The 17,883-nt window shown below is 65.3% G+C and carries 16 protein-coding genes; 2 read left to right on the forward strand and 14 right to left on the reverse strand.

Annotated features, from left to right (window positions below):
* Positions 1-97: 97 nt before the first annotated feature.
* From AC6CHP_RS11670 to AC6CHP_RS11680, 3 genes are all read right to left on the reverse strand, one after another.
* Entirely contained in the window at positions 98-1,642 is a 1,545-nt protein-coding gene (locus AC6CHP_RS11670) for an ABC transporter substrate-binding protein (protein ID WP_498229984.1), read from the reverse strand.
* Between the two features lie 376 nt (positions 1,643-2,018).
* Positions 2,019-3,587: a GMC oxidoreductase gene (locus AC6CHP_RS11675; RefSeq protein ID WP_498229986.1), complete on the reverse strand. Its 1,569-nt coding sequence runs from the start codon at positions 3,585-3,587 to the stop codon at positions 2,019-2,021.
* A gap of 16 nt (positions 3,588-3,603) precedes the next feature.
* Positions 3,604-5,085 (reverse strand): MFS transporter, encoded by a 1,482-nt coding sequence (locus AC6CHP_RS11680; protein ID WP_498229988.1) that lies wholly within the window; start codon positions 5,083-5,085, stop codon positions 3,604-3,606.
* 319 nt (positions 5,086-5,404) lie between these two features.
* Here AC6CHP_RS11680 and AC6CHP_RS11685 point away from each other — a divergent pair, with 319 nt between their 5' ends.
* Positions 5,405-6,667 carry an ROK family protein gene (locus AC6CHP_RS11685; protein WP_104185800.1) on the forward strand — a complete coding sequence of 421 codons (1,263 nt, stop codon included), beginning with the start codon at positions 5,405-5,407 and terminating at the stop codon, positions 6,665-6,667.
* Between the two features lie 30 nt (positions 6,668-6,697).
* On the opposite strand, the gene AC6CHP_RS11690 is transcribed toward AC6CHP_RS11685, so the two are convergent.
* The gene (locus tag AC6CHP_RS11690; protein ID WP_188729197.1) at positions 6,698-7,114 is read right to left on the reverse strand and encodes a C-glycoside deglycosidase beta subunit domain-containing protein; all 417 of its coding nucleotides are present in this window, start codon (positions 7,112-7,114) and stop codon (positions 6,698-6,700) included.
* A gap of 68 nt (positions 7,115-7,182) precedes the next feature.
* Between AC6CHP_RS11690 and AC6CHP_RS11695 the strand changes: the two genes are divergently transcribed.
* Positions 7,183-8,196 carry a restriction endonuclease subunit R gene (locus AC6CHP_RS11695; protein ID WP_498229991.1) on the forward strand — a complete coding sequence of 338 codons (1,014 nt, stop codon included), beginning with the start codon at positions 7,183-7,185 and terminating at the stop codon, positions 8,194-8,196.
* A gap of 95 nt (positions 8,197-8,291) precedes the next feature.
* Here the strand turns inward: AC6CHP_RS11695 and AC6CHP_RS11700 are convergent, their stop codons facing one another.
* The 10 genes from AC6CHP_RS11700 to AC6CHP_RS11745 all read right to left on the reverse strand — a co-directional run bounded on the left by AC6CHP_RS11700 (position 8,292) and on the right by AC6CHP_RS11745 (position 17,833).
* Positions 8,292-9,296, reverse strand: coding sequence for a sugar phosphate isomerase/epimerase family protein (locus AC6CHP_RS11700; protein ID WP_498229993.1), 1,005 nt, complete (start codon positions 9,294-9,296; stop codon positions 8,292-8,294).
* Positions 9,297-9,309: 13 nt separating this feature from the next.
* Positions 9,310-10,506, reverse strand: a complete 1,197-nt coding sequence (locus AC6CHP_RS11705; protein WP_498229995.1) for a Gfo/Idh/MocA family protein — start codon at positions 10,504-10,506, stop codon at positions 9,310-9,312.
* Positions 10,503-10,901, reverse strand: a complete 399-nt coding sequence (locus tag AC6CHP_RS11710) for a C-glycoside deglycosidase beta subunit domain-containing protein (protein WP_188728716.1) — start codon at positions 10,899-10,901, stop codon at positions 10,503-10,505. The genes AC6CHP_RS11705 and AC6CHP_RS11710 overlap by 4 nt, the downstream gene beginning before the upstream one ends.
* A gap of 8 nt (positions 10,902-10,909) precedes the next feature.
* Complete coding sequence (locus tag AC6CHP_RS11715) at positions 10,910-11,968, reverse strand: sugar phosphate isomerase/epimerase family protein (protein WP_188728714.1); 1,059 nt, start codon at positions 11,966-11,968, stop codon at positions 10,910-10,912.
* 21 nt (positions 11,969-11,989) lie between these two features.
* A complete protein-coding gene (locus AC6CHP_RS11720; RefSeq protein ID WP_188728712.1) occupies positions 11,990-13,093 on the reverse strand; it encodes a sugar phosphate isomerase/epimerase family protein in 1,104 nt (367 codons plus the stop codon).
* Positions 13,090-13,485: a C-glycoside deglycosidase beta subunit domain-containing protein gene (locus AC6CHP_RS11725; protein ID WP_188728710.1), complete on the reverse strand. Its 396-nt coding sequence runs from the start codon at positions 13,483-13,485 to the stop codon at positions 13,090-13,092. The genes AC6CHP_RS11720 and AC6CHP_RS11725 overlap by 4 nt, the downstream gene beginning before the upstream one ends.
* Positions 13,486-13,573: 88 nt before the next feature.
* Positions 13,574-15,133: a c-glycoside 3-oxidase CarA gene (gene carA, locus AC6CHP_RS11730; RefSeq protein ID WP_188728708.1), complete on the reverse strand. Its 1,560-nt coding sequence runs from the start codon at positions 15,131-15,133 to the stop codon at positions 13,574-13,576.
* Positions 15,130-15,906, reverse strand: a complete 777-nt coding sequence (locus tag AC6CHP_RS11735; RefSeq protein WP_188728706.1) for a TIM barrel protein — start codon at positions 15,904-15,906, stop codon at positions 15,130-15,132. Before AC6CHP_RS11735 ends, carA begins: the two co-directional genes overlap by 4 nt.
* 128 nt (positions 15,907-16,034) lie before the next feature.
* On the reverse strand, positions 16,035-16,871 hold the full coding sequence (locus AC6CHP_RS11740) for a carbohydrate ABC transporter permease (RefSeq protein WP_188728704.1): 837 nt from the start codon (positions 16,869-16,871) through the stop codon (positions 16,035-16,037).
* 2 nt (positions 16,872-16,873) lie between these two features.
* A complete protein-coding gene (locus AC6CHP_RS11745; protein WP_188728702.1) occupies positions 16,874-17,833 on the reverse strand; it encodes a carbohydrate ABC transporter permease in 960 nt (319 codons plus the stop codon).
* Positions 17,834-17,883: the final 50 nt, after the last annotated feature.

Here is a 17,883-nt window from a genome sequence, read left to right on the forward strand (position 1 = left end):
TGAATTTGATCATGGCTGGTTCTCCATCGAACTGGCTAGCGCTGGCGTTGCCCCACGGCTGCCCCTGGGGGCCGCCGTGGGGCGGCTGCTGTGGAACCTACTTCGCGGGGGAGTAGTTGTAGATCGACGGGACGGCCTGCTGGAGCTGCGGCGTCACGTTGACTTTGTCGTTGTAGTAGTACATCTGGTTGATCCGGAACAGCGGGGCAAACCATGCCTCCTCAACGAGGTACCGGTTGACTTCCTCCGCCAGCTTGTCCGCGTCCTCCCCGCCGTTCTGCACCGCGTCAATCTTGGCCTGCAGCTCAGGAGTGGTGTTCTTGAACGGGTTGTAGAAGGCCGTGGTGGAAGCAAGCTGGTTGATGGCAACCCACGGCTCCCCCTGGAACAGCGAGAAGTACATGCTGGGGTACTTGCGGGCGGCGACGTCACTGGAGAAGGTGGGCCCCGACCAGGCACCGGCGTTCAAGGTGATGCCCACATCAGCCAGTTGCTGCTTGAGGATATTGATCTGCGTTTCGAAGGCCGGAACCAGCGGAACTTCCAGGACAACTCCTGATTCGTAGCCGGCTTCCTTCAGCAGGGCCTTGGCCTTCGCGGGATCGTACGGGTACTTGTCCTCAAGTTCCTCAACCCACGCCCCGCTTTCCTTGCCGAAAGGCTGGGACGTGGGCGTTCCCTCACCCAGCAACACCTGTTCCAGGATGGTCTTCCTGTCGAACGCGTGGTTGATGGCCTGCCGGACCCGCACGTCTTTCAGGGCGGGGTTCGCAGTGCCGTCACGGTCGAACAGCAGCAGCCCCTGCCAGTCCACCTCGTTGCTGGCGAGCCGCATCCCGGCACCCTCCGCCTGCTTGCCGGTTTTCGGGTCAAGAATTGCAGCATCCACCTGGCCGGAGACCAGCGCGTTGGTGCGTGCGGTGATGTCGTTCAAAACCTTGTACGAGAACTTGGAGTACTTCTGCAGGTCCTTGTTCCAATAACCCTCGCGGGCAGTGAAAACGGCCACCGAGTCCTTGACGGTTGACGCCTTGTCCATGACGTAGGGACCGCTGCCCACGGGCTCAGTCTTGATGGCCTCGGTTCCTAACGCCTCGGGGCTGCCCATGAAGCCGGCTGCCTGGCTCAGGTAGTACTCAAGGGCCGGGTCCGGTGCGCTGAGGTTGAGCTCCACCGTGTCCGCGTCCACCACCTTGACCTCCGAGACGGATGCCAGTTGGGACATCTGGGGACCGTTCGCCTTCTTGAAATGGTCTATGTTGGACTTCGCCGCTTCTGCATCAAACTTCGCGCCGTCGCTGAAGGTGACGTCGGTCCGCAGATCCAGGGTAAGAACGGTGTTGGTCTCGTTATACTTCCAGTCCGTTGCCAGCATCGGGCTGAGCTTCCCATCCGGTTCGCGGAGAAGGAGCGAGTCGTAGGCGATCTGGTAGGGCTGCAGACCGTTGCCGACGTGTGCCTGCGCGGGGTCCCAAGAGCGGACATCCTGCAGCGCTCCGAGGGTCAGGGACGTGACCGTCGGGTTCTCCGGGCTTGAGCCCTGAGTACTTCCTCCACTGGCGCCGTTGCCGCCGCAGGCGGTCAACGCCAGTGCGGCGCTGAGGGTGATTGCGGTCGCTGCCGCCTTGGGACCTAACTTCATCGTTGGCTCCTGATTCATCGCTGATTGGTTGGTGTGTTTGAACCGGCGATGGCACAGAAACCCTGATGGCATTTCCGTGACAACCGGTTGTCAAACTTGTTGCAATCAACAATTGCCCATCAGTCGCGAGTCGGGAACCTTCCAATCTATCTAGCTGGTATTCGTGGTGCGAATACTTGGATGTCAGCACGCGGTATTTCGGCGACCAAAGCCGGCGATCCCCTGCCGCGCATAGCAAAGGGAGCCCGCGGAGGTTTCAGGTCCGCGGGCTCCCTTAATCAGAACTGATTAGTGCGCGCGCTCTCGCGTGGCGGCTTCGATCACGGCATGCCCGGGTTGCGCGCTGGACCGCGCCCCGGCCAGGCGCATTCGCAGGTCAGGACCCAAGCTCCGCAGCGATTTTCCGGGCGCCGCGCACCGCGATGGCCACACTCATCAGCGTGGGATTCATGGCAGTCGCCGTCGGAATCAGCGCATTCCCACCCACCACCAGGTTCTCGTAACCCCACACACGCGACCACGGATCCGCCACGGAAGTACCGTCGTCGGCCTGGCCCATCCGCATGGTGCCCTGGTAGTGCAGGCTGGAGCCGTTCGGCATCAGCCTGGGCTCGGCAACAAAGGCGCCCAGGGCTTTGCCGGCACGCCGCAGCCGCTCGGTGGCCTCGGCAATCTCCTTCTCTTCCCGTTCGGTGAGTGCGTACTCAATGGTCATGTTCGGGAAGCCACGGTAGTCCGGCTCATTGTCGTCGAAGGTGACCGCGTCCTCGTAGCGCGGGTGCTTGCGCATGCCGTAGCCCATGTTGACGTAGCCCCAGCGGTTCTCGGCGTACGGTGTGCCCGGTTCCATGGGGAACGGAGTGGATTCTGAGTACATGACCTGGACGGAGAAGGGATGCTCGGGCTCGGAGAACGGGATGCGGTTCACTGCCGCCACCGGATCCGCCGGGTTGTGTGCACGCCGCGCCAGTTCGGCCTCAAGGTCCTCCCCGGTGGCGTACCGCTCCATCTTTTCGGCGTCGAGCGCCACTGTGGAGATGACCACGGGGTGTTCGGTCAGGTAGTGCCCCAGCGCCTTGGGCCGGACGCCCGAGGCCCACAGCAGCTGCGGGGAGCGGAAGGCGTCGGCGGCCACCACAACGATGTCCGCCGGCACAAAGGACGCCTCCCCCGTCCGGAGGTCCTGGACGGTGATCCCTGTGACGCGGCGTCCGTCCAGCTCCACGCGGCGGACCAGGGTGAGGTCGCGCAGTTCAAACCGCTTCGAGAGCGGGCTGTCCTGATCGATCAGCGGGCCGAGGACGACGTCGGCACCCGCCCAGCGCACGGATCCGTCAGGCTGCGGGTCCCCGGCCACCGGAAGGGTGCCCACACCGTAGCCGCCCGGCAGTTCCGCGCCGAACTCTTCGTCCAGGAGCGAGCGGATCGCCTCGCCAACTTTGGAGTCAGCGAACGCGGCGCTGTGGACGTGGAGCAGCTGCTTGGCGTCCTCAATGAGGCCGTCCCACTCATCATCAGCGATGAACGGAACCTTTTCGCTGAAGGCGGGCGACGGCGTCGCGCAGGTCCAGTGCGCGCCCTGGCCTCCCACGTTGGTTGCCGCAGCCGCGGCCGGGAAGGACGGGGCGTGCGCCGAACCCGCGCCGCCGAAGTCCAGCAGGTGGGTCCCCTGGCGGGCGGTGAACATGCCCTCGGTGACGGTGGCTGCGGGGATCCCGAGCGACTCGCGGTAGGCCCCTGCCTGCGGCCCCTGCGACATCTCCCGGGCACGCGCCTTCTCGGCGGGGTCGGGGATGTTGCGGACGCTTTCGCCGGGAACGTCGGTGAGTTGCGGCCCGGCCTCGAACATCACCACCCGCGCGTTCGGTACATGCTCCAGGAGCAGGCGTGCGTAGGTGGAACCGATGGGTCCGCTGCCGACAATGGCGATAGTGGGGTTGGACATGATGTCTCCTTTGAGATCAGGCCGAAAGGGAGGTGGACGGTGCTTCGGGAGCGGGTACGGGGTCGTCGGAAAGCCGGCCGTGCGGAAGCAGGACCGCCGCAACAATGCCCAGGGCGTAGACGGCTGCCAGGGCGATGAAGATGGGCGTAAAGACCGAGCTGTAGATCTGGGCGACGCCGGCCTGGACTTCCGGCGCCGCCGCGTGGACCAGCTGCGGGGTCAGCGTGGCCGCGTCAAGGCTTGACGGCAGAAGCGCCGCGACACCAAAGCCGATCACTCCGCCAATGATGGCCGTCGCCACTGTTGAACCGATCTGCCGCACCAGGTTGATGGTGGCGGTGATGGTGCCGGTCTGGCTTGCCGGTGCAGCTCCCTGGACTACTGCAACGATCAGGCTCATGAAGGCCCCGGTGCCCATACCCACCACACCCATCACAATCATGGGAGCCCACAGTGGAAGCCCGGCGGGCAGCAACGCCATCACAAAGAGCCCGACGGCCCCCATTGAGGTTCCCAGGATGGGGAAAATCCGGTACCGCCCTGTCCGGCTGGCCAGCCAGCCGGTGAGCAGGTTGCTGATCAGCATGCCGAACACCGTTGCTATGGGAACAAGCCCGGACACCGTGGCAGTGGTCTGGTACGCCATTTGGAAGTACGTGGGCAGGTACGCGGTGATGGAGAAGAGGCCGACGCCGATAATCGCCGAAAGTGCCGTGCCCGCCGCAATTGTTCGGTTGGCGAAGAAGTGGAGCGGCACCATGGGCTCCGCCGCCCGCCGCTCGATCAGGAAGAAGGCGATGAAGCCGGCGATGCTCACCGCGAGCGCAGCAGCGGTGGCAAGTCCTCCGCTGCTTTCGGCGGCCCACGAGACAGCCAGTACCAGCGCCACCAGCGCGGTGGTGAACACAGCTGCCCCTGCAATATCGAAGTGGCGGGGCATGGGGCCGGGCTCCAGGTGCGGAACCGCGACGAGTGCGAGGGCCAGCGCCGCGGCACCCACCGGGATGTTGATCCAGAAAACCCACTGCCAGCCCCAGTAATCGGTGATGGCACCGCCGAGCACCGGGCCCACCAGGATGGCTATAGGGAAAGCTGCGCCGATGATGGCCATATAGCGCGGCCGCTCACGCTGGGTGGTGACGCGGGCAATGATGGTCTGGGACATCAGCTGCAGGCCTGCTGAGCTCATGCCCTGCAGGACGCGTGCGGCGATGAGCCAGGTCATGTCGGCGGCGAAACCGCAGGCCAGGGAGGCGGCAAGGAACATCACGAGCGAACCGAGGAAGATGCGGCGCGCCCCCAGGACATCACCGAGTTTGCCGAGTACTGGCAGCAGCACGGTGCTGGCGAGCGTGTAGCCCACCACAACCCAGCTCATCAGCGTCAGCGCGCCCAGTTCACCGGCAATGGTGGCCAGCGACGTGGACACCACTGTGTGGTCCAGGGCGCCGAGGAAGGAGACCGAGAGCAGTGAAACAACAAGGAGACGGAGTCTCAAAGGTGAAAGTGGCATAGTGATCTGCCCGAACGATCGGGCCGTCGACGCGACGTGGTGTGCCTCCGGCGCAGCATCACGGCGGAGAACGGGTCCGGAAAGAACCCCGGCGCCGTCTCCATTATACGTCACTTTAGTCTGAAAGCAACATAAGAATGTTTGGATTAGACCTGATGCCCGGACGTCGTGCTACCCGAGGTCCGGGCTCCAAAGCCCGCCGCCTCCCCCTCTTATGCTTTTATTATTCATAAGTCGGAAAAATTCTGGCTATAGTCCCATCTAACCGCACCTTAGTGTGCCTCCGTGTGTGAGAATTGTGATCATGACGACAGAGTCCACCCTCCGCTTTGGAGCCCAGACCGATGAAGTGACCAGCCTCCTGCGGATCGTCAACCTGGTGCGCACCGGCGAGGCAACCACCCGCCCCGAAATCGGCAAGGTCACGGGCCTCGGCCGGGGTGTCGTCAGCCAGCGCGTGGACCAGGCCATCCAGTTCGGCTTCCTCGGCGAGGGGGAATTTGGCGCCTCTTCAGGTGGCCGCGCGCCCCGGACCCTGCGCTTTCGCTCCGAGCAGGGGCGCATCATCATCTGCGCCCTCGGGGCGGCCCATATTCGGGTTGGCGTGGCCGCGCTTGACGGGGACATCCTGGAACACACGCACCGCACCTGGGATATCACCCAAGGGCCGGAGAAGACCATCGACGCCGTCATGGCCCTCGTGGACGAGGTCCTGAAAAAGGATTCCGATGTGCCCGTCTGGGCTGTGGTGGTGGGACTTCCCGGTCCGGTCGACTTTGCCTCCGGGCAGCCCGTGTCGCCTCCGATCATGCCCGGGTGGAATGGATTCGACATCCGCACGCCCTTCGAGGAGCGCTTCAACGCCCCGGTCTGGGTGGATAACGACGTCAACCTGCTGGCCCTCGGCGAACGTGCCCGCCGCCGCGAATCCCTGGCAGACCTCATCTACTGCAAGATCGGCTCGGGAATCGGCGCGGGCCTGTTGTCCCAGGGCCGGATCCACCGCGGGGCCAACGGTGCCGCCGGCGACATCGGCCATGTCCGGGTGCTTGACTCCCAAGCGCAGTGCCGCTGCGGAAAGATCGGCTGCCTGGAGGCTGTCGCCAGCGGCTGGGCCCTGGTAAGGGATGTGGAACAGGCCATCCGGGAAGGTGCCACCAGCTCCATGGCGGCGCTGGTGGAAAAGGGGGCACTGACGTTCGAGGACATCACCCTGGCGGCCCAGGCCGGCGACCCGCTGGCCATTTCGTTGATTCAGAAGTCGGCACGCGTGGCGGGCGAGACCATCGCGGCCCTGGTGAACATGTTCAACCCTGGAGTCATCGTGGTCGGCGGGGCCATGGGCTCGGCCGGCGAGGTGTTCCTGGCGGAAGTGCGCCAGCGGGTTTACGAGCTCTCGCTGCCGCTCGCCACCCGGGACCTGACGATCACCCCCTCCGTGAATGACGTGCGCGAACCCCTCCGCGGCGGCGCCGAACTGGCGCGGGAGCAGCTGTTCGATGTCACCTTCCCGCGCTGGTTCGCAGGCGGCCGGCCCTCACCGGAACGGGTGGCAGTTCCTGCCTAGGGTTCCACGGGACACTCCGGGCGCTCCCCCTCAGGCAACGTCGCGGGACACGCTGGGCACAGGCGCGCCGTCAAGTTCGAGCAGGGCCTCCAGGCGGAACGGCAGGACCAGCGGAGTGCCTGGCCGCGCCTGCAGGTAGGGCACCAACAGCTGGAAACCGACCGCGACCGCATGCGGCCCGCCGGAAAGGTGCCGCTGGACGGCGAGCACCAGCCTGTCCTGGATGAACCACCAGCCGGGTTCCTTCGGCAGGGCTTCCGCCGGGACCTGCCGCACGCCCAGCGCGACCGCCAGCTCCCGCCCCACCACCGGAACGCCGTCGACTTCCACCGCCAGCCCCGCCACGGAGGACAGGGGCATCGAGCGGATCCACGGCAGCCCCACCCGCAGTTCGAAGCCGCCCGAAGCGGAGGTCAACGCATCTTCGCGTAAAGCTGTTTGCAACAAGGCTTCCATCCTTTATCCTAAAAGTGACATAAGTTTGTCACTAACAGACATAAAAGGGAAGGCTACCCATGGCTCCCGAAATTCCGTTCGGATGGACGCTCTGCGCCAGCTCGTTCAATTGGGCCCCGGACATCATCTCCGCCCGCAGGACGGCCCGCGATATCGTGACTGGCATCGCGGCTTCGGTGGCACAAACGGTTGAGCTTGAGCCGGGACTGGTCTGGCGGTCCTTCCCCGCGCCGCAGGACGCCGAGGTGGACCAACTGCGCCACGGCCTCGCCGCGGTCCGGGGACGGATCAGCATCGTGGGCGCCAGCTTGGACGACTTCACCTCCCCCGTCGAACGCCGCCCGCTGCAGGAGCGCCTGGATTTCCTGGTTCCCCAGCTCCGCGCTGCGCACCGCGTTGGAGCCAGCGGGGTCCGGCTCCCGATCGGACAGGCGGGAACGGAACTGCTCATGCTGCTGCAACCCCTGCTGCACGAGCTGGACCTGGTGCTCTACGAGGAAATCCAGGGGCAGCAGGCTCCGGGCAATCCGGCGGTCGCTCCGGCCCTTGACGCGATAGCACGGCTGGCTGATGAACGCGTGCGGGTCCTCGTGGATATCAGCATGCTGATGCCCGCCCTTCCCGTGACCTACCTCGAAGAAATGCGCCAGGGCGGACTGTCCCCGGATCTCATGGCGCGCCTGGAGAATGACTGGCGCGATCCCGCAACGCACAACGCCATCACCGCCGTGCTGCGTTCGGGCAACGTGCCGCCGCGGATCCACACCCTTTTCATGAACCTGCTCATCCGCTTCGGCCGCAGCGGCACGGCGGACCTGCAGGACATCCTCCCCCTGGTAGGCGCCTTCCACCTGAAGTTCTGGGACCTGGACGACGACGGCGGGCGCGTTTCCCGGCCGCTGCGGGACCTGGGCGGCCTGCTGGGCAGGAGCGGCTTCACCGGCACACTGACCAGCGAGTGGGGTGGACACGAGTGGTTGCAGAAGGACCCCACGGAGATGACGCGGCGGCACCTCACCCTGGCGGAGGCAACCCTGGCACAGTCAGCGCTGGCGGCCACGGCCTCCAGCTGACAGAAAACAGCCAGCTGACACACACAGAAACGGCCGGCCCCGGGTTTACCGGGACCGGCCGTTCTGCGCAGCGGTGCTGTTTGGTGCTGCCTGTGCTACTTCGTGCTGAAGGCGGCGTCGAATGCCGCTGCTGAAGGTTCATAGCCGGACAGCCTGCGTACGAATGCCAGGGCTTCGGGGGCACCGTCCAGCCTGTCCATGCCGGCATCCTCCCACTCCACGGACAGCGGGCCACGGTAACCGATGGAATTGAGCATGCGGAACGCGTCCTCCCAGGGCACATCGCCGTGGCCCGTGGAAATGAAATCCCAGCCGCGGCGGGGGTCCGCCCAGGCCAGGTGCGATGAGAGGCGGCCATTGCGGCCGTTGGACAGCCGCTTCTTCGTATCCTTGCAGTGCACGTGGTAGATGCGGTCCTTGAAGTCCCACAAGAACCCCACCGGATCGATGTCCTGCCACACCATATGGCTCGGGTCCCAGTTCAGGCCAAACGCCTCACGGTGTCCGATGGCCTCCACGGTGCGCTGGGTGGTCCAGTAGTCGTACGCGATCTCGGACGGGTGGACTTCGTGGGCGAACCTGACCCCCACCTCGTCGAACACATCGAGGATGGGATTCCACCGGTCGGCGAAGTCCTGGTAGCCGGCGTCGACCATCTTCTCGGAGGCGGGCGGGAACATGGCCACGTACTTCCAGATGGAAGAGCCCGTGAAGCCCGTCACCGTCTTCACGCCGAGCCTGGCGGCAAGCCGGGCTGTGTTCTTCAGCTCCTCCGCGGCTCGGCGGCGGACACCTTCAGGGTCGCCATCGCCCCACACCACGTCCGGCAGGATTCCGCGGTGCCGCTCGTCGATGGGATCATCGCAGACGGCCTGGCCCTTGAGGTGGTTGGAGATGGTCCACACCTTGAGGCCGTTGCGCTCCAGGACGTCGAGCTTGCCCTGCACATAGGCGTCGTCGTCCCAGCGCCAAGGGTCCAGGTGGCCACCCCAGCAGGCGATTTCCAGCCCGTCGTAGCCCCACTCGCCTGCGAGCCGGGCCACTTCCTCGAACGGCAGGTCGGCCCATTGGCCGGTGAACAGGGTGATTGGTCGTGCCACGTATTTTCCCTCCCTAGGTGGCCTGGACGGGGACGCCGGAAGCGACCCGGGTCCAGGCGGAATCATTGTCGGAACTGCGTTCGACGGCGTCGAGCACACGCTGCACCTTCAGCCCGTCGCCGAACGTGGGGTGGGGGTCGGTGCCGCCCACGATACCCTCCACCAGGTCCTTGACCTGGTGGGAGAACCCATGTTCGTAGCCGAGCATGTGGCCGGCCGGCCACCATGCCGAGACGTAGGGATGCCCGGCCTCGGTAACCAGGATCTTCCTGAACCCCTGGCGGTCTGCGGGTGCCGTGCGGTCGTAGAACTGGACGCTGTTGAGGTCCTCCAGGTCGAATGCCAGGGCGCCTTTGTCCCCGGAGACCTCAATCTGGAGCGCGTTCTTCCGTCCGGTGGCGAAGCGCGTGGCCTCGAAGGATGCCAGCGCACCGGATTCCAGGCGGCCGGTAAAGATGGCGACATCGTCCACCGTCACCTGGCCGTATCCGCTGCCGGCGGTGCCCGCGAGCCCGGAACCCGAGGAGGATCCCTCCACACGGGGCCGTTCCTTCACGATGGTGTCAATGACACCGGATACCTGCGTGACGTCCTGCCCGGTGACGAACTGGGCGAGGTCGATGGCGTGGGCCCCGATGTCCCCCAGCGCACCGGACCCTGCGTGGTCCTTCTGCAGGCGCCAGGCCAGCGGCGTCTCCGGGTCCACCAGCCAGTCCTGCCGGTAGGAGGCGCGCACCTGGTTGACCGTCCCCACCGCACCTTCAGCGATCAGGTTGCGCAGGAACGTCACGGCGGGAACCCTGCGGTACGTGAACCCCACCATGGCCCTGACGCCCCGGGCGGCGGCCCGTTCCGCGGCTTCGGCCATCGCCTCGGCCTCGGCCACCGTGTTGGCGAGCGGCTTTTCGCACAGGACGTGCTTGCCTGCCTCAAGCGCAGCGATGGCGATCTCGGCATGTGAATCGCCGGGGGTGACAATGTCCACGACGTCGATATCGTCGCGGGCGATGACCTCACGCCAGTCAGTGGCTGACTCGGCCCAGCCCCACTTTTGGGCCGCGGCAGCCACGGCGTCGGCGTTCCTGCCAACGATGACTGCCATCTCCGGCTCGGCGGGCAGGCCGAACACCCGTGGGGCCGTGCGCCAGCCCTGGGAATGGGCGGCGCCCATAAAGCCGTAGCCGATCATGGCCACGCGCAGGGTGTTCATGCGAGCACTACCTTGCGCTCAACCGCCACCCGGTTGCCGACGTAGCGCATGGGTGCGATCTGCATGTACAGCAGGCGCAGGGTGAGGATGACCTCGACGTCGATTTCCTCGCCTGCGTCCGGGACACGGTCCAGCGGGATGATGATGTCCGGCTTGTCGGCAACAAACCAGAGGGTGTCCCACTGGTCCGGAAGTTCGGCAATGGAGTAGCTCTTGCCCTGCAGTTCAAACCGCAGGGCCTCCTTGGGGATCTGCACCCCATTGACGGTGGCTGCTACGTCATCCACGGCGGACAGCCAAAGGCTGCGGTACCAGGGAAGCTGCACCGAGACGGAAATGCCCTCGGGGTGCCTGCGGACGTCGGCGTCCTGGAACAGGGAGTTGTGGGTAGCCATGGTTTTCCTTACTTCGCAGTCTCGACCAGGGTCGGGTGGGAGACAGTTGGATCTGCTGCTTCTTCGATGGCCTGCCGCATGAGGGCGTGCTGCTTCTTGACGAGGTCGATCGGGTCCGATTCGCCCAGGTCGGCAAAGGCGTGGCCTTCCCATTCGCTGGAGAGGAAGCCGGTGTAGCCGCCCTTGACGAACTGCCGGACGATCCGGGGGATGTCCATGGCGGGCTCATTGCCGTTTTCGTCGATGTCATAGAACTTGGCGTGGACGTGGAACATCTGCGGCATGATGTCCAGCCATTCCTCCGGCGGAACCAGCCCGTGCATGTTGAATGCGAGCCGGGTGAACGGCCCCAGCCGGGCAGGGTCGAAGTTGTTCTCCCGCAGATAGTCCTCGAACTCCTGGTTGCGTTCCTGCATGGGCAGGGGCTTGCGCCAGATGTCCTGCATAACGGCGAAATGCTCCTCCGGCAGCCCCATCTGGGTAAGGGTGCGGAACAGCGTGGGCGAGAGGCTGTGCATGGTTGAGCTGAAGTCCGCGGTGAACCCGAGGCGGTCGCTGCCGAGCTCCTCATACATCTCGCGGATCTGCAGGATCTTGGGATCGTTCGGGCCCTGGGGCGCGTGGATCTCGTAGCCGAGCTTCTGGTCGTACTTCTCGGCCAGCGGAAGCAGCCGGCGGAGCAGGTCCTTGCCCGCGGACCGGATAACGATCTTGTTGAAGCCCAGCGTGTTGGCGGTCTTGAGCTGCCTGGCGAAGAAGTCGAACTCCTCGTCGGGCGTCATATCCCGGTCCTTACGGCGGCCCATGTCCAGGTTGGTGCCCACGGCGCTGGGGGTCAGGCCGTAGCGGTCCATGCTGTCCCGCCAGAGCTTCACGAAGTCGTCGTCAACGTCGGGGTAGGTGCGGAGCATCTGGGCGATGTTGAATTCGACGCCGGGGCCAAGGCCTTCGTCGGCGACGGCCTTGATCAGGGTCTCCGGCGTGTAGATACCGGCGGCGAATTCCGAGGTGAGCGAATAGAGGGTGATGCCAAGCTGGATGCCCGAGCCGGCGATGCCTTCTGTCATGGTGTGTGGTCCCTTCATTGGTCAGCCGCGGACGGGCTGGGCCAGGTGGCTGTTGAGGATGCGGCGTGCTTCTGAGGCGTCGGTGATCATGGCTGAGCCGGCGTCCGCCGCAGCCGACCGCTGGACGGCCTGTTCGCCGCGGATAATGTCGAACGGGTCCTGCCAGTTGTTCCAGTGCCAGCCTTCGTATTCGCTGGAGATGGCGCCGGAGTAGCCGTTCTCCACGAGTTGCTTGACTAGGCCGCGGACCGGCACCGACGGTTCCTCCCCGTTCTCGTCAATGCCGAAGAACTTGCCGTGAACGTGGCGGACCCACGGCATGATCTCCAGCCAGGTGTCCAGCGGCGCTGGACCGAAGAGCCCGGTTCCGTTGATGCCAAAGTCGATGCCGAGGTCCGGGCGGCCATTGCGGGCTGCCAGTCCGATGAACGCACCGAAGCGTTCGCCGTGGACCTTCTGGGTGTTGGGCGGACCCTCGGCGTAGAAGCCGTTCCACAGCTCCACCACCTGGCGGAGGAGGTCCTCCGAAGCTCCGCGGCGGCGGTACGCCTCCAGCAGGGAGGGGGCAAAACCGGTGACAGTGGCCCCCCAGTCAGCGGTAAAGCCAAGCAGCGGGGAATCAAGCAGCTCAAAGCGGTCGCGGAGCGCCAGGATCCGTTCGTGCGCGCCATGCTGGTCCGCATGGACCTCCAGGGCCAGGGTGACGCCGTACTGCTCGGCCACCGGAAGCAGGCTCTCCATGGCGTCCGGGGTCAGCGAGATCTGCACCCGGGCAATCGGGAAGCCGAGCCGGGCAGCCACCTCAATCTGTCTGCGCATGTAGTCGACCAGTTCATCGTGGTTCATCAGCCGGTCGCGGCGGAGGCCGGTATCAACATTGACGGCCAGGGACGTGGGGACCAGGTCCACCTCGGCCACAAGATCGCGGAACTGCCCCACGAAGGCGTCGTCTATCCGGTCCGGGAAGCCACGCAGGCTGGAGAAGCCTATAACTTCCAGGCCGGGACCAAAACCTTCCGCCGCCACCTTGCGGATCAGCCCGTCGAGATCGTACTGCCGGGCGTGGAACGCCCGGGTGAAGCTATAAAGGGTAACGCCCTGGATAGGCGTGCCGAGGCTGGTCATCGCTGGGCCACCTTCATGGTCTTGGTGTCGTGCTCTTCGATATGCAGCACGCCGTGGTCGGTGATGATGTACGGGATATAGAGCTTCAGGTCCACCCGGACCTCGTGCTCGGCCTGGCCGTCTTGGACCGGAAGGTCGCCGGAAAGGACGGCCGAGTCCAGCGGGAACCACCATTCGCTGGTCTCATCCACGAGCTCGTCAAAGCTGAACGTGCGGTTGTTCATGGTCCAGCGCAGCGTGTCCGCCGGCGCGGCAACGCCGTCAACCGTCAACGCTGCGCCGGCGATGCATGAGCCCGGAAGGGCGCGGTACCAGGGGATGCGGACTTCGACTGCGGTCCGGCCGTCCTGGGTGGTGAGTGTTCCCTGCTCGATAATGCGGTCGGCGATCATCGAGACCTCCTTGTCTGCGGCATTGCGCGCTTGTGATTGGGCGAATGCCGGTGCTTGATCGGAATGGCAGCAACGTGCCACTTATTCCTTATTTAGTCAGTCTAATGTCTGATTCAGACGTAAGTAAAGCGTTGCTGAGGTCCCGCGCGATTTTCCGCGCTCCGCGTACAGCGAGCGCAACCGCTGTCAGCGTCGGATTGCACGCCGTGGCGGTGGGAATGACACCGTTTCCGGCCACGAACAGACGGGGAACCTGCCATACCTGGCTGTCCGGGGAACAGACGCTTTCGCCGTCGTCCGCCTGCCCCATGCGCGTGGTCCCCTGGTAGTGCAGGGATGCCCCCGGAGGAAGGACGAACGGGCGCTCGTCCAGCGGTTCACCCACCGCCTTGCCCAGGCGGACAATTTCCTGCCGGGCGCGTTCAAGCACCTGCTTGTCCCGGTCCGTAAGGCGGTAGTGGATGCGCATGGCAGGCATTCCGTACGAGTCCCGGGCGCCGTCGTCGAACGCCACGCGGTCCTCGCGCTGCAGGTCTTTGGCACAGAACAAACCAAGCCCCACGATTGAGCCCGGGACAACGGGGTCATCGTCCGCCAGGGGAATCGGGGATGCGTCAAGCTGCATGATCTGGCCGTGGAAAGGCGCCTCGTCCGTGTAGGGAACCCAGGCCACCCCGGCCTGCTCGCTGAGCGCACCGCCGGCGGCTGCCGGCGCAATCTCGGCTTGGACGTCACGCAACCTGCTCGCGAAGACCACCTGAGCCTGGTCATTGAGGTACCGGCCAAGGGCGTCGGGCCGGATTCCTGAGGCCCACAGCAACTGCGGCGTGCGCAAGGCGTCGCCGCCCACCACCACGTACCGGGCGGCCACCCTGCGCGTCTCCCCGCTGCGGCGGTCCTGGACCTCGATACCGGCGGCGGCGCCGTCTTCCACCAGCACACGGGTCACCAGGGACTCATCAAAGAGTTGAAACTGCGGGTTTTCCCGGGTGGCTTCACCCATCACGACGTCGGAACCTGACCAGGCAAGGGCGCCGTCCTCCCGCCGGTGTACTGCGAGCGGCATGGGCTGGACCCGGTAGGCGGGGCCGCGGCCCTTATCCACGGCGGCTGCGAGCCGGTTACGGACGAGGTCCGCGAACGGGGCACCGTCGAAGGCATGGGTGGTGACCCCCAGGAGGCGTTCGGCATCGCCCAGGAGTTGCTCCAGGTCGGCGAGGAACGGGATGCGCTCCTTGCCTCCGGGCCGTGGGCAGGCCGCGGTCCAGTGCGCGGCCATACCCCCCACGTTGCTGGACATGGCAGCGACGGGCATTCCGTCTTCGCCGGGGAAGGCGTACCCGTCCTGCAGAAGGTAGGTTCCGGGGCGTGCCCGGCGTTCCCCGCTCTTGACGGCGCCGGGAGAGCTCACCGTTTCAGCGCCGGCGCCGGGACCTTCCGATGCGCGCTGTGCGATGCTGCGGCGTTCGGGATCCGCGATGTTCTTCACGTGGGCCCCGGGCGGATTGCTGACTGTGGGGCCCACCTCGAACATGGCAATGGTGGCACCGGGGGCTTCCTCGCTAAGGATCCGGGCGTAAGCCGAGGCCGTGGGACCGCTGCCAACGATGGCGACGTCTACGGCGTCCGGATACCGGCTTCCGCTCATCGCCCTGCCACCAGTTCCTGGATGCGCCGCACCGACTTTGCCGAGTCGATGGTGGGGTAGTACTCCAGCCCGATCGGGCCGGTGTAGCCGCTGTTCCGCAGGTCTTCGAAGCGGGCCGGCCAGTCGATGGACCCGGAACCGGGCTCGCCGCGGCCGGGGGCATCTGCGATCTGAACGTACTTGATGAGGTCGCCGGCGTTGGCTAGCTCGGCGGCCACGTCCTCACCCTCCACGGTGGAGTGGTAGAGGTCGTAGAGGACTCCGAAATTCGGTGAGTTGACGCCCTTGGCGACGTAGACGGCTTCTGCTGTCCGGTCAAGGAGTGCCCCGGGGTGGTCCACCCGGATGTTGACGGGCTCCAGGACCAGGGTGATGCCGGAGCCGGCGATGTGCGCTGTGCCCTTGGTGAAGATCTCGATCAGCTCGTCCAGCTGGTCCTGCCGCTTCCGCCCGCCGAAGCCGGTTCCGCTGCCCACCACGATCCGGGGGCAGCCCAGCTGCTGCGCTACCTCGACGCCGGCATCGAGGCCCGAGAAGAAGGGAGCGTGGTCCTTGGGCGGGATCATGAACTGCATCCGGGGTTCGGCAAGTTGGGCGGTGAGCTGGATCCCGGTTTCCTCGAGGGCGTCCTTGAGTGCGGGGATGTCCTTGCCGGTGGGACCCCACATTTCCACCGCGTCGAAGCCCGCGGCTGCTGCGGCACGAACGCGGTCTGCAGGGCTGCTGCCGGCCTCCGAGAACAATAGGTCGATGTTGGGCGCAAGCTGGTACATGCGTGTCTCCTGGGATGTCGGGAATTGGGCAAAAATGGGATGGCGGCGGGCGGGAATGGCCCGTTTTGGGGCGCGGAGGACCGCCGCGGTGCGTTTCAAGCGCTGCGTGGTGGCCGACCGGCGAAGGGTCAGCCCTTCAGGCCGCCGGAAAAGCCTTGGATGAAGCGCTTCTGCGCGAACAGGAACAGGGCAAGGATGGGGACCATGGACACAATCACGATGGCGAAGATTGAGTTCCACTGGGAGACCAGTGAGCCGATGTAGTAGTACATGGCCACCGGCAGCGTCTGGTTGGCCGAGCCTCCCAGGAAGATCAGGGAGGTGAAGAAGTCATTCCAGACGATCAGTCCGGCGAAGATGGTGACCGTTCCCGTGGCGGGGGCCATCATGGGAAACACCACCTTGGAGAAGATCTGCGACTTGGTGGCGCCGTCAATGGTGGCGGCTTCCTCGTAGTCCGTGCCCAGGCCTCGGAAAAAGTTGGCGTACAGGAAGATCGAGAGCGGCAGGAGCATGCCGGTGTAGAGGACGATCAGGCCCCAGGCCGAGCCCGTCAGGCCGATGGCACGCGCACCCATGTAGAGAGGGACGGCGCCGAGCTGCCCGGGCAGGATGATGGCAATCAGAAAGAGGTAGTACGTGGCCTTGCTCCAGCGGCGGGTACTGCGGGAAATGACGTATCCGGTGATGGAGCCAAGGGCAATCAGCCCAACGATGCTGCCTGCGGTGATAATGGTGCTGTTGACGAGGCCCATGACCACGTTGGAGTTGCCGGTGGCGGTCAGGACATCAACAAAATTGCTGAAATCCGGGCTGTTGGGCGGGGCCAGTGGCGACGTCGTGTACATCTCGCTGTCCGGCTTCAGTGCCGTGGTCACCAGGAAGTAGAAGGGTGCCAGGAAGATCAGCGCCAGGGCCCAGAGGCCAACTTCGCGCAGCACGGTGATTTTGGTGTAGCGGAACATCGTTAATCCTCGGGGCTCGTACGCGTCAGCCGCTGCTGGATGACGGCGAAAAACAGGATGATGAAGGCGAGCACCAATGCCAGCGCGGCTCCGCCGCCAAAGTTGCCGAGTGCGAACGCCTGCTTGTAGACCTGGGTGGCGAGTGTTTCGGTGGCCCCGGCGGGGCCTCCCCCGGTCAGCGCCATGATGGGGTCGAAGACCCGGAGTCCCTGGACGATGCCGAGCGTGGTGGCGATGGCGACGGCGGGGCGGATGGCCGGGAGCGTGACGTTGCGGAAGCGCTGCCACAGGTTTGCGCCGTCAATAGCGGCGGCTTCCTCGACCTCCACCGGGACGCCGGCAAGTCCGGCCATAAAGATCACCATGGCGAAGCCAGTGGTGCCCCAGACGAGGACCACCAGTACGGTCCAAATGGCCCACTGCGGGTCAGCAAGCCAGGGTTTGGCCAGGTCGCCTGCACCAATCGAGGCGAGGAAGACGTTGATGGGTCCGTCGAAGTCGAAAATGTACTTCCAGATGTAGGCGGTGGCGAGCGGGCTGAGCACCACCGGCATAAAAAAGAGGGTCCGGAGGATGTACCGCGTCTTCAGGACCCGGTTCAGGCCAAGGGCGATGATGAGCCCGGCGACATTGCCGAGCAGGACGGAGCCGAACGCGAGGAACAGCGTGTTGGACAGTGCCCCCACCTTGGCAGGGTCCTTGAAAATGGCTTCGAAGTTCTGCCATCCCACGATCTGGAACGAGCCAATGCCGGTCCAGTTGGTGAAGGCGAAGAAGCCCCCGATGCCGGTGGCTACGTAGTGGATGGCGAAAACGAGTGCGATGCCGGGCAGGGCCCACCACCAGTGTCCGAACTGCAGGCCGCGCCCGCGGGGGCGGGCGTTGGTGCCCGCCCCCGGGGTGCGTCCGCCTCGCCGGGGTGCTTCAGCTGCTTCGCTCTTGGGTTGCATCGTCGCAGTCATGGTAATCCTTGCTTGTCCCTTGGAGTCGACGGACCGTTGGTGATGGAGAA

This window comes from Pseudarthrobacter sp. GQ63 (assembly GCF_059758765.1).

Coding starts and splice junctions, on each gene's coding strand:
- AC6CHP_RS11670 (WP_498229984.1), bottom strand. CDS start 1,642: ATGAAGTTAGGTCCCAAGGCGGCAGCGACCGCAATCACCCTCAGCGCC.
- AC6CHP_RS11675 (WP_498229986.1), bottom strand. CDS start 3,587: ATGTCCAACCCCACTATCGCCATTGTCGGCAGCGGACCCATCGGTTCC.
- AC6CHP_RS11685 (WP_104185800.1), top strand. CDS start 5,405: ATGACGACAGAGTCCACCCTCCGCTTTGGAGCCCAGACCGATGAAGTG.
- AC6CHP_RS11695 (WP_498229991.1), top strand. CDS start 7,183: ATGGCTCCCGAAATTCCGTTCGGATGGACGCTCTGCGCCAGCTCGTTC.
- AC6CHP_RS11705 (WP_498229995.1), bottom strand. CDS start 10,506: ATGAACACCCTGCGCGTGGCCATGATCGGCTACGGCTTTATGGGCGCC.
- AC6CHP_RS11710 (WP_188728716.1), bottom strand. CDS start 10,901: ATGGCTACCCACAACTCCCTGTTCCAGGACGCCGACGTCCGCAGGCAC.
- AC6CHP_RS11715 (WP_188728714.1), bottom strand. CDS start 11,968: ATGACAGAAGGCATCGCCGGCTCGGGCATCCAGCTTGGCATCACCCTC.
- AC6CHP_RS11720 (WP_188728712.1), bottom strand. CDS start 13,093: ATGACCAGCCTCGGCACGCCTATCCAGGGCGTTACCCTTTATAGCTTC.
- AC6CHP_RS11725 (WP_188728710.1), bottom strand. CDS start 13,485: ATGATCGCCGACCGCATTATCGAGCAGGGAACACTCACCACCCAGGAC.
- carA (WP_188728708.1), bottom strand. CDS start 15,133: ATGAGCGGAAGCCGGTATCCGGACGCCGTAGACGTCGCCATCGTTGGC.
- AC6CHP_RS11735 (WP_188728706.1), bottom strand. CDS start 15,906: ATGTACCAGCTTGCGCCCAACATCGACCTATTGTTCTCGGAGGCCGGC.
- AC6CHP_RS11740 (WP_188728704.1), bottom strand. CDS start 16,871: ATGTTCCGCTACACCAAAATCACCGTGCTGCGCGAAGTTGGCCTCTGG.
- AC6CHP_RS11745 (WP_188728702.1), bottom strand. CDS start 17,833: ATGACTGCGACGATGCAACCCAAGAGCGAAGCAGCTGAAGCACCCCGG.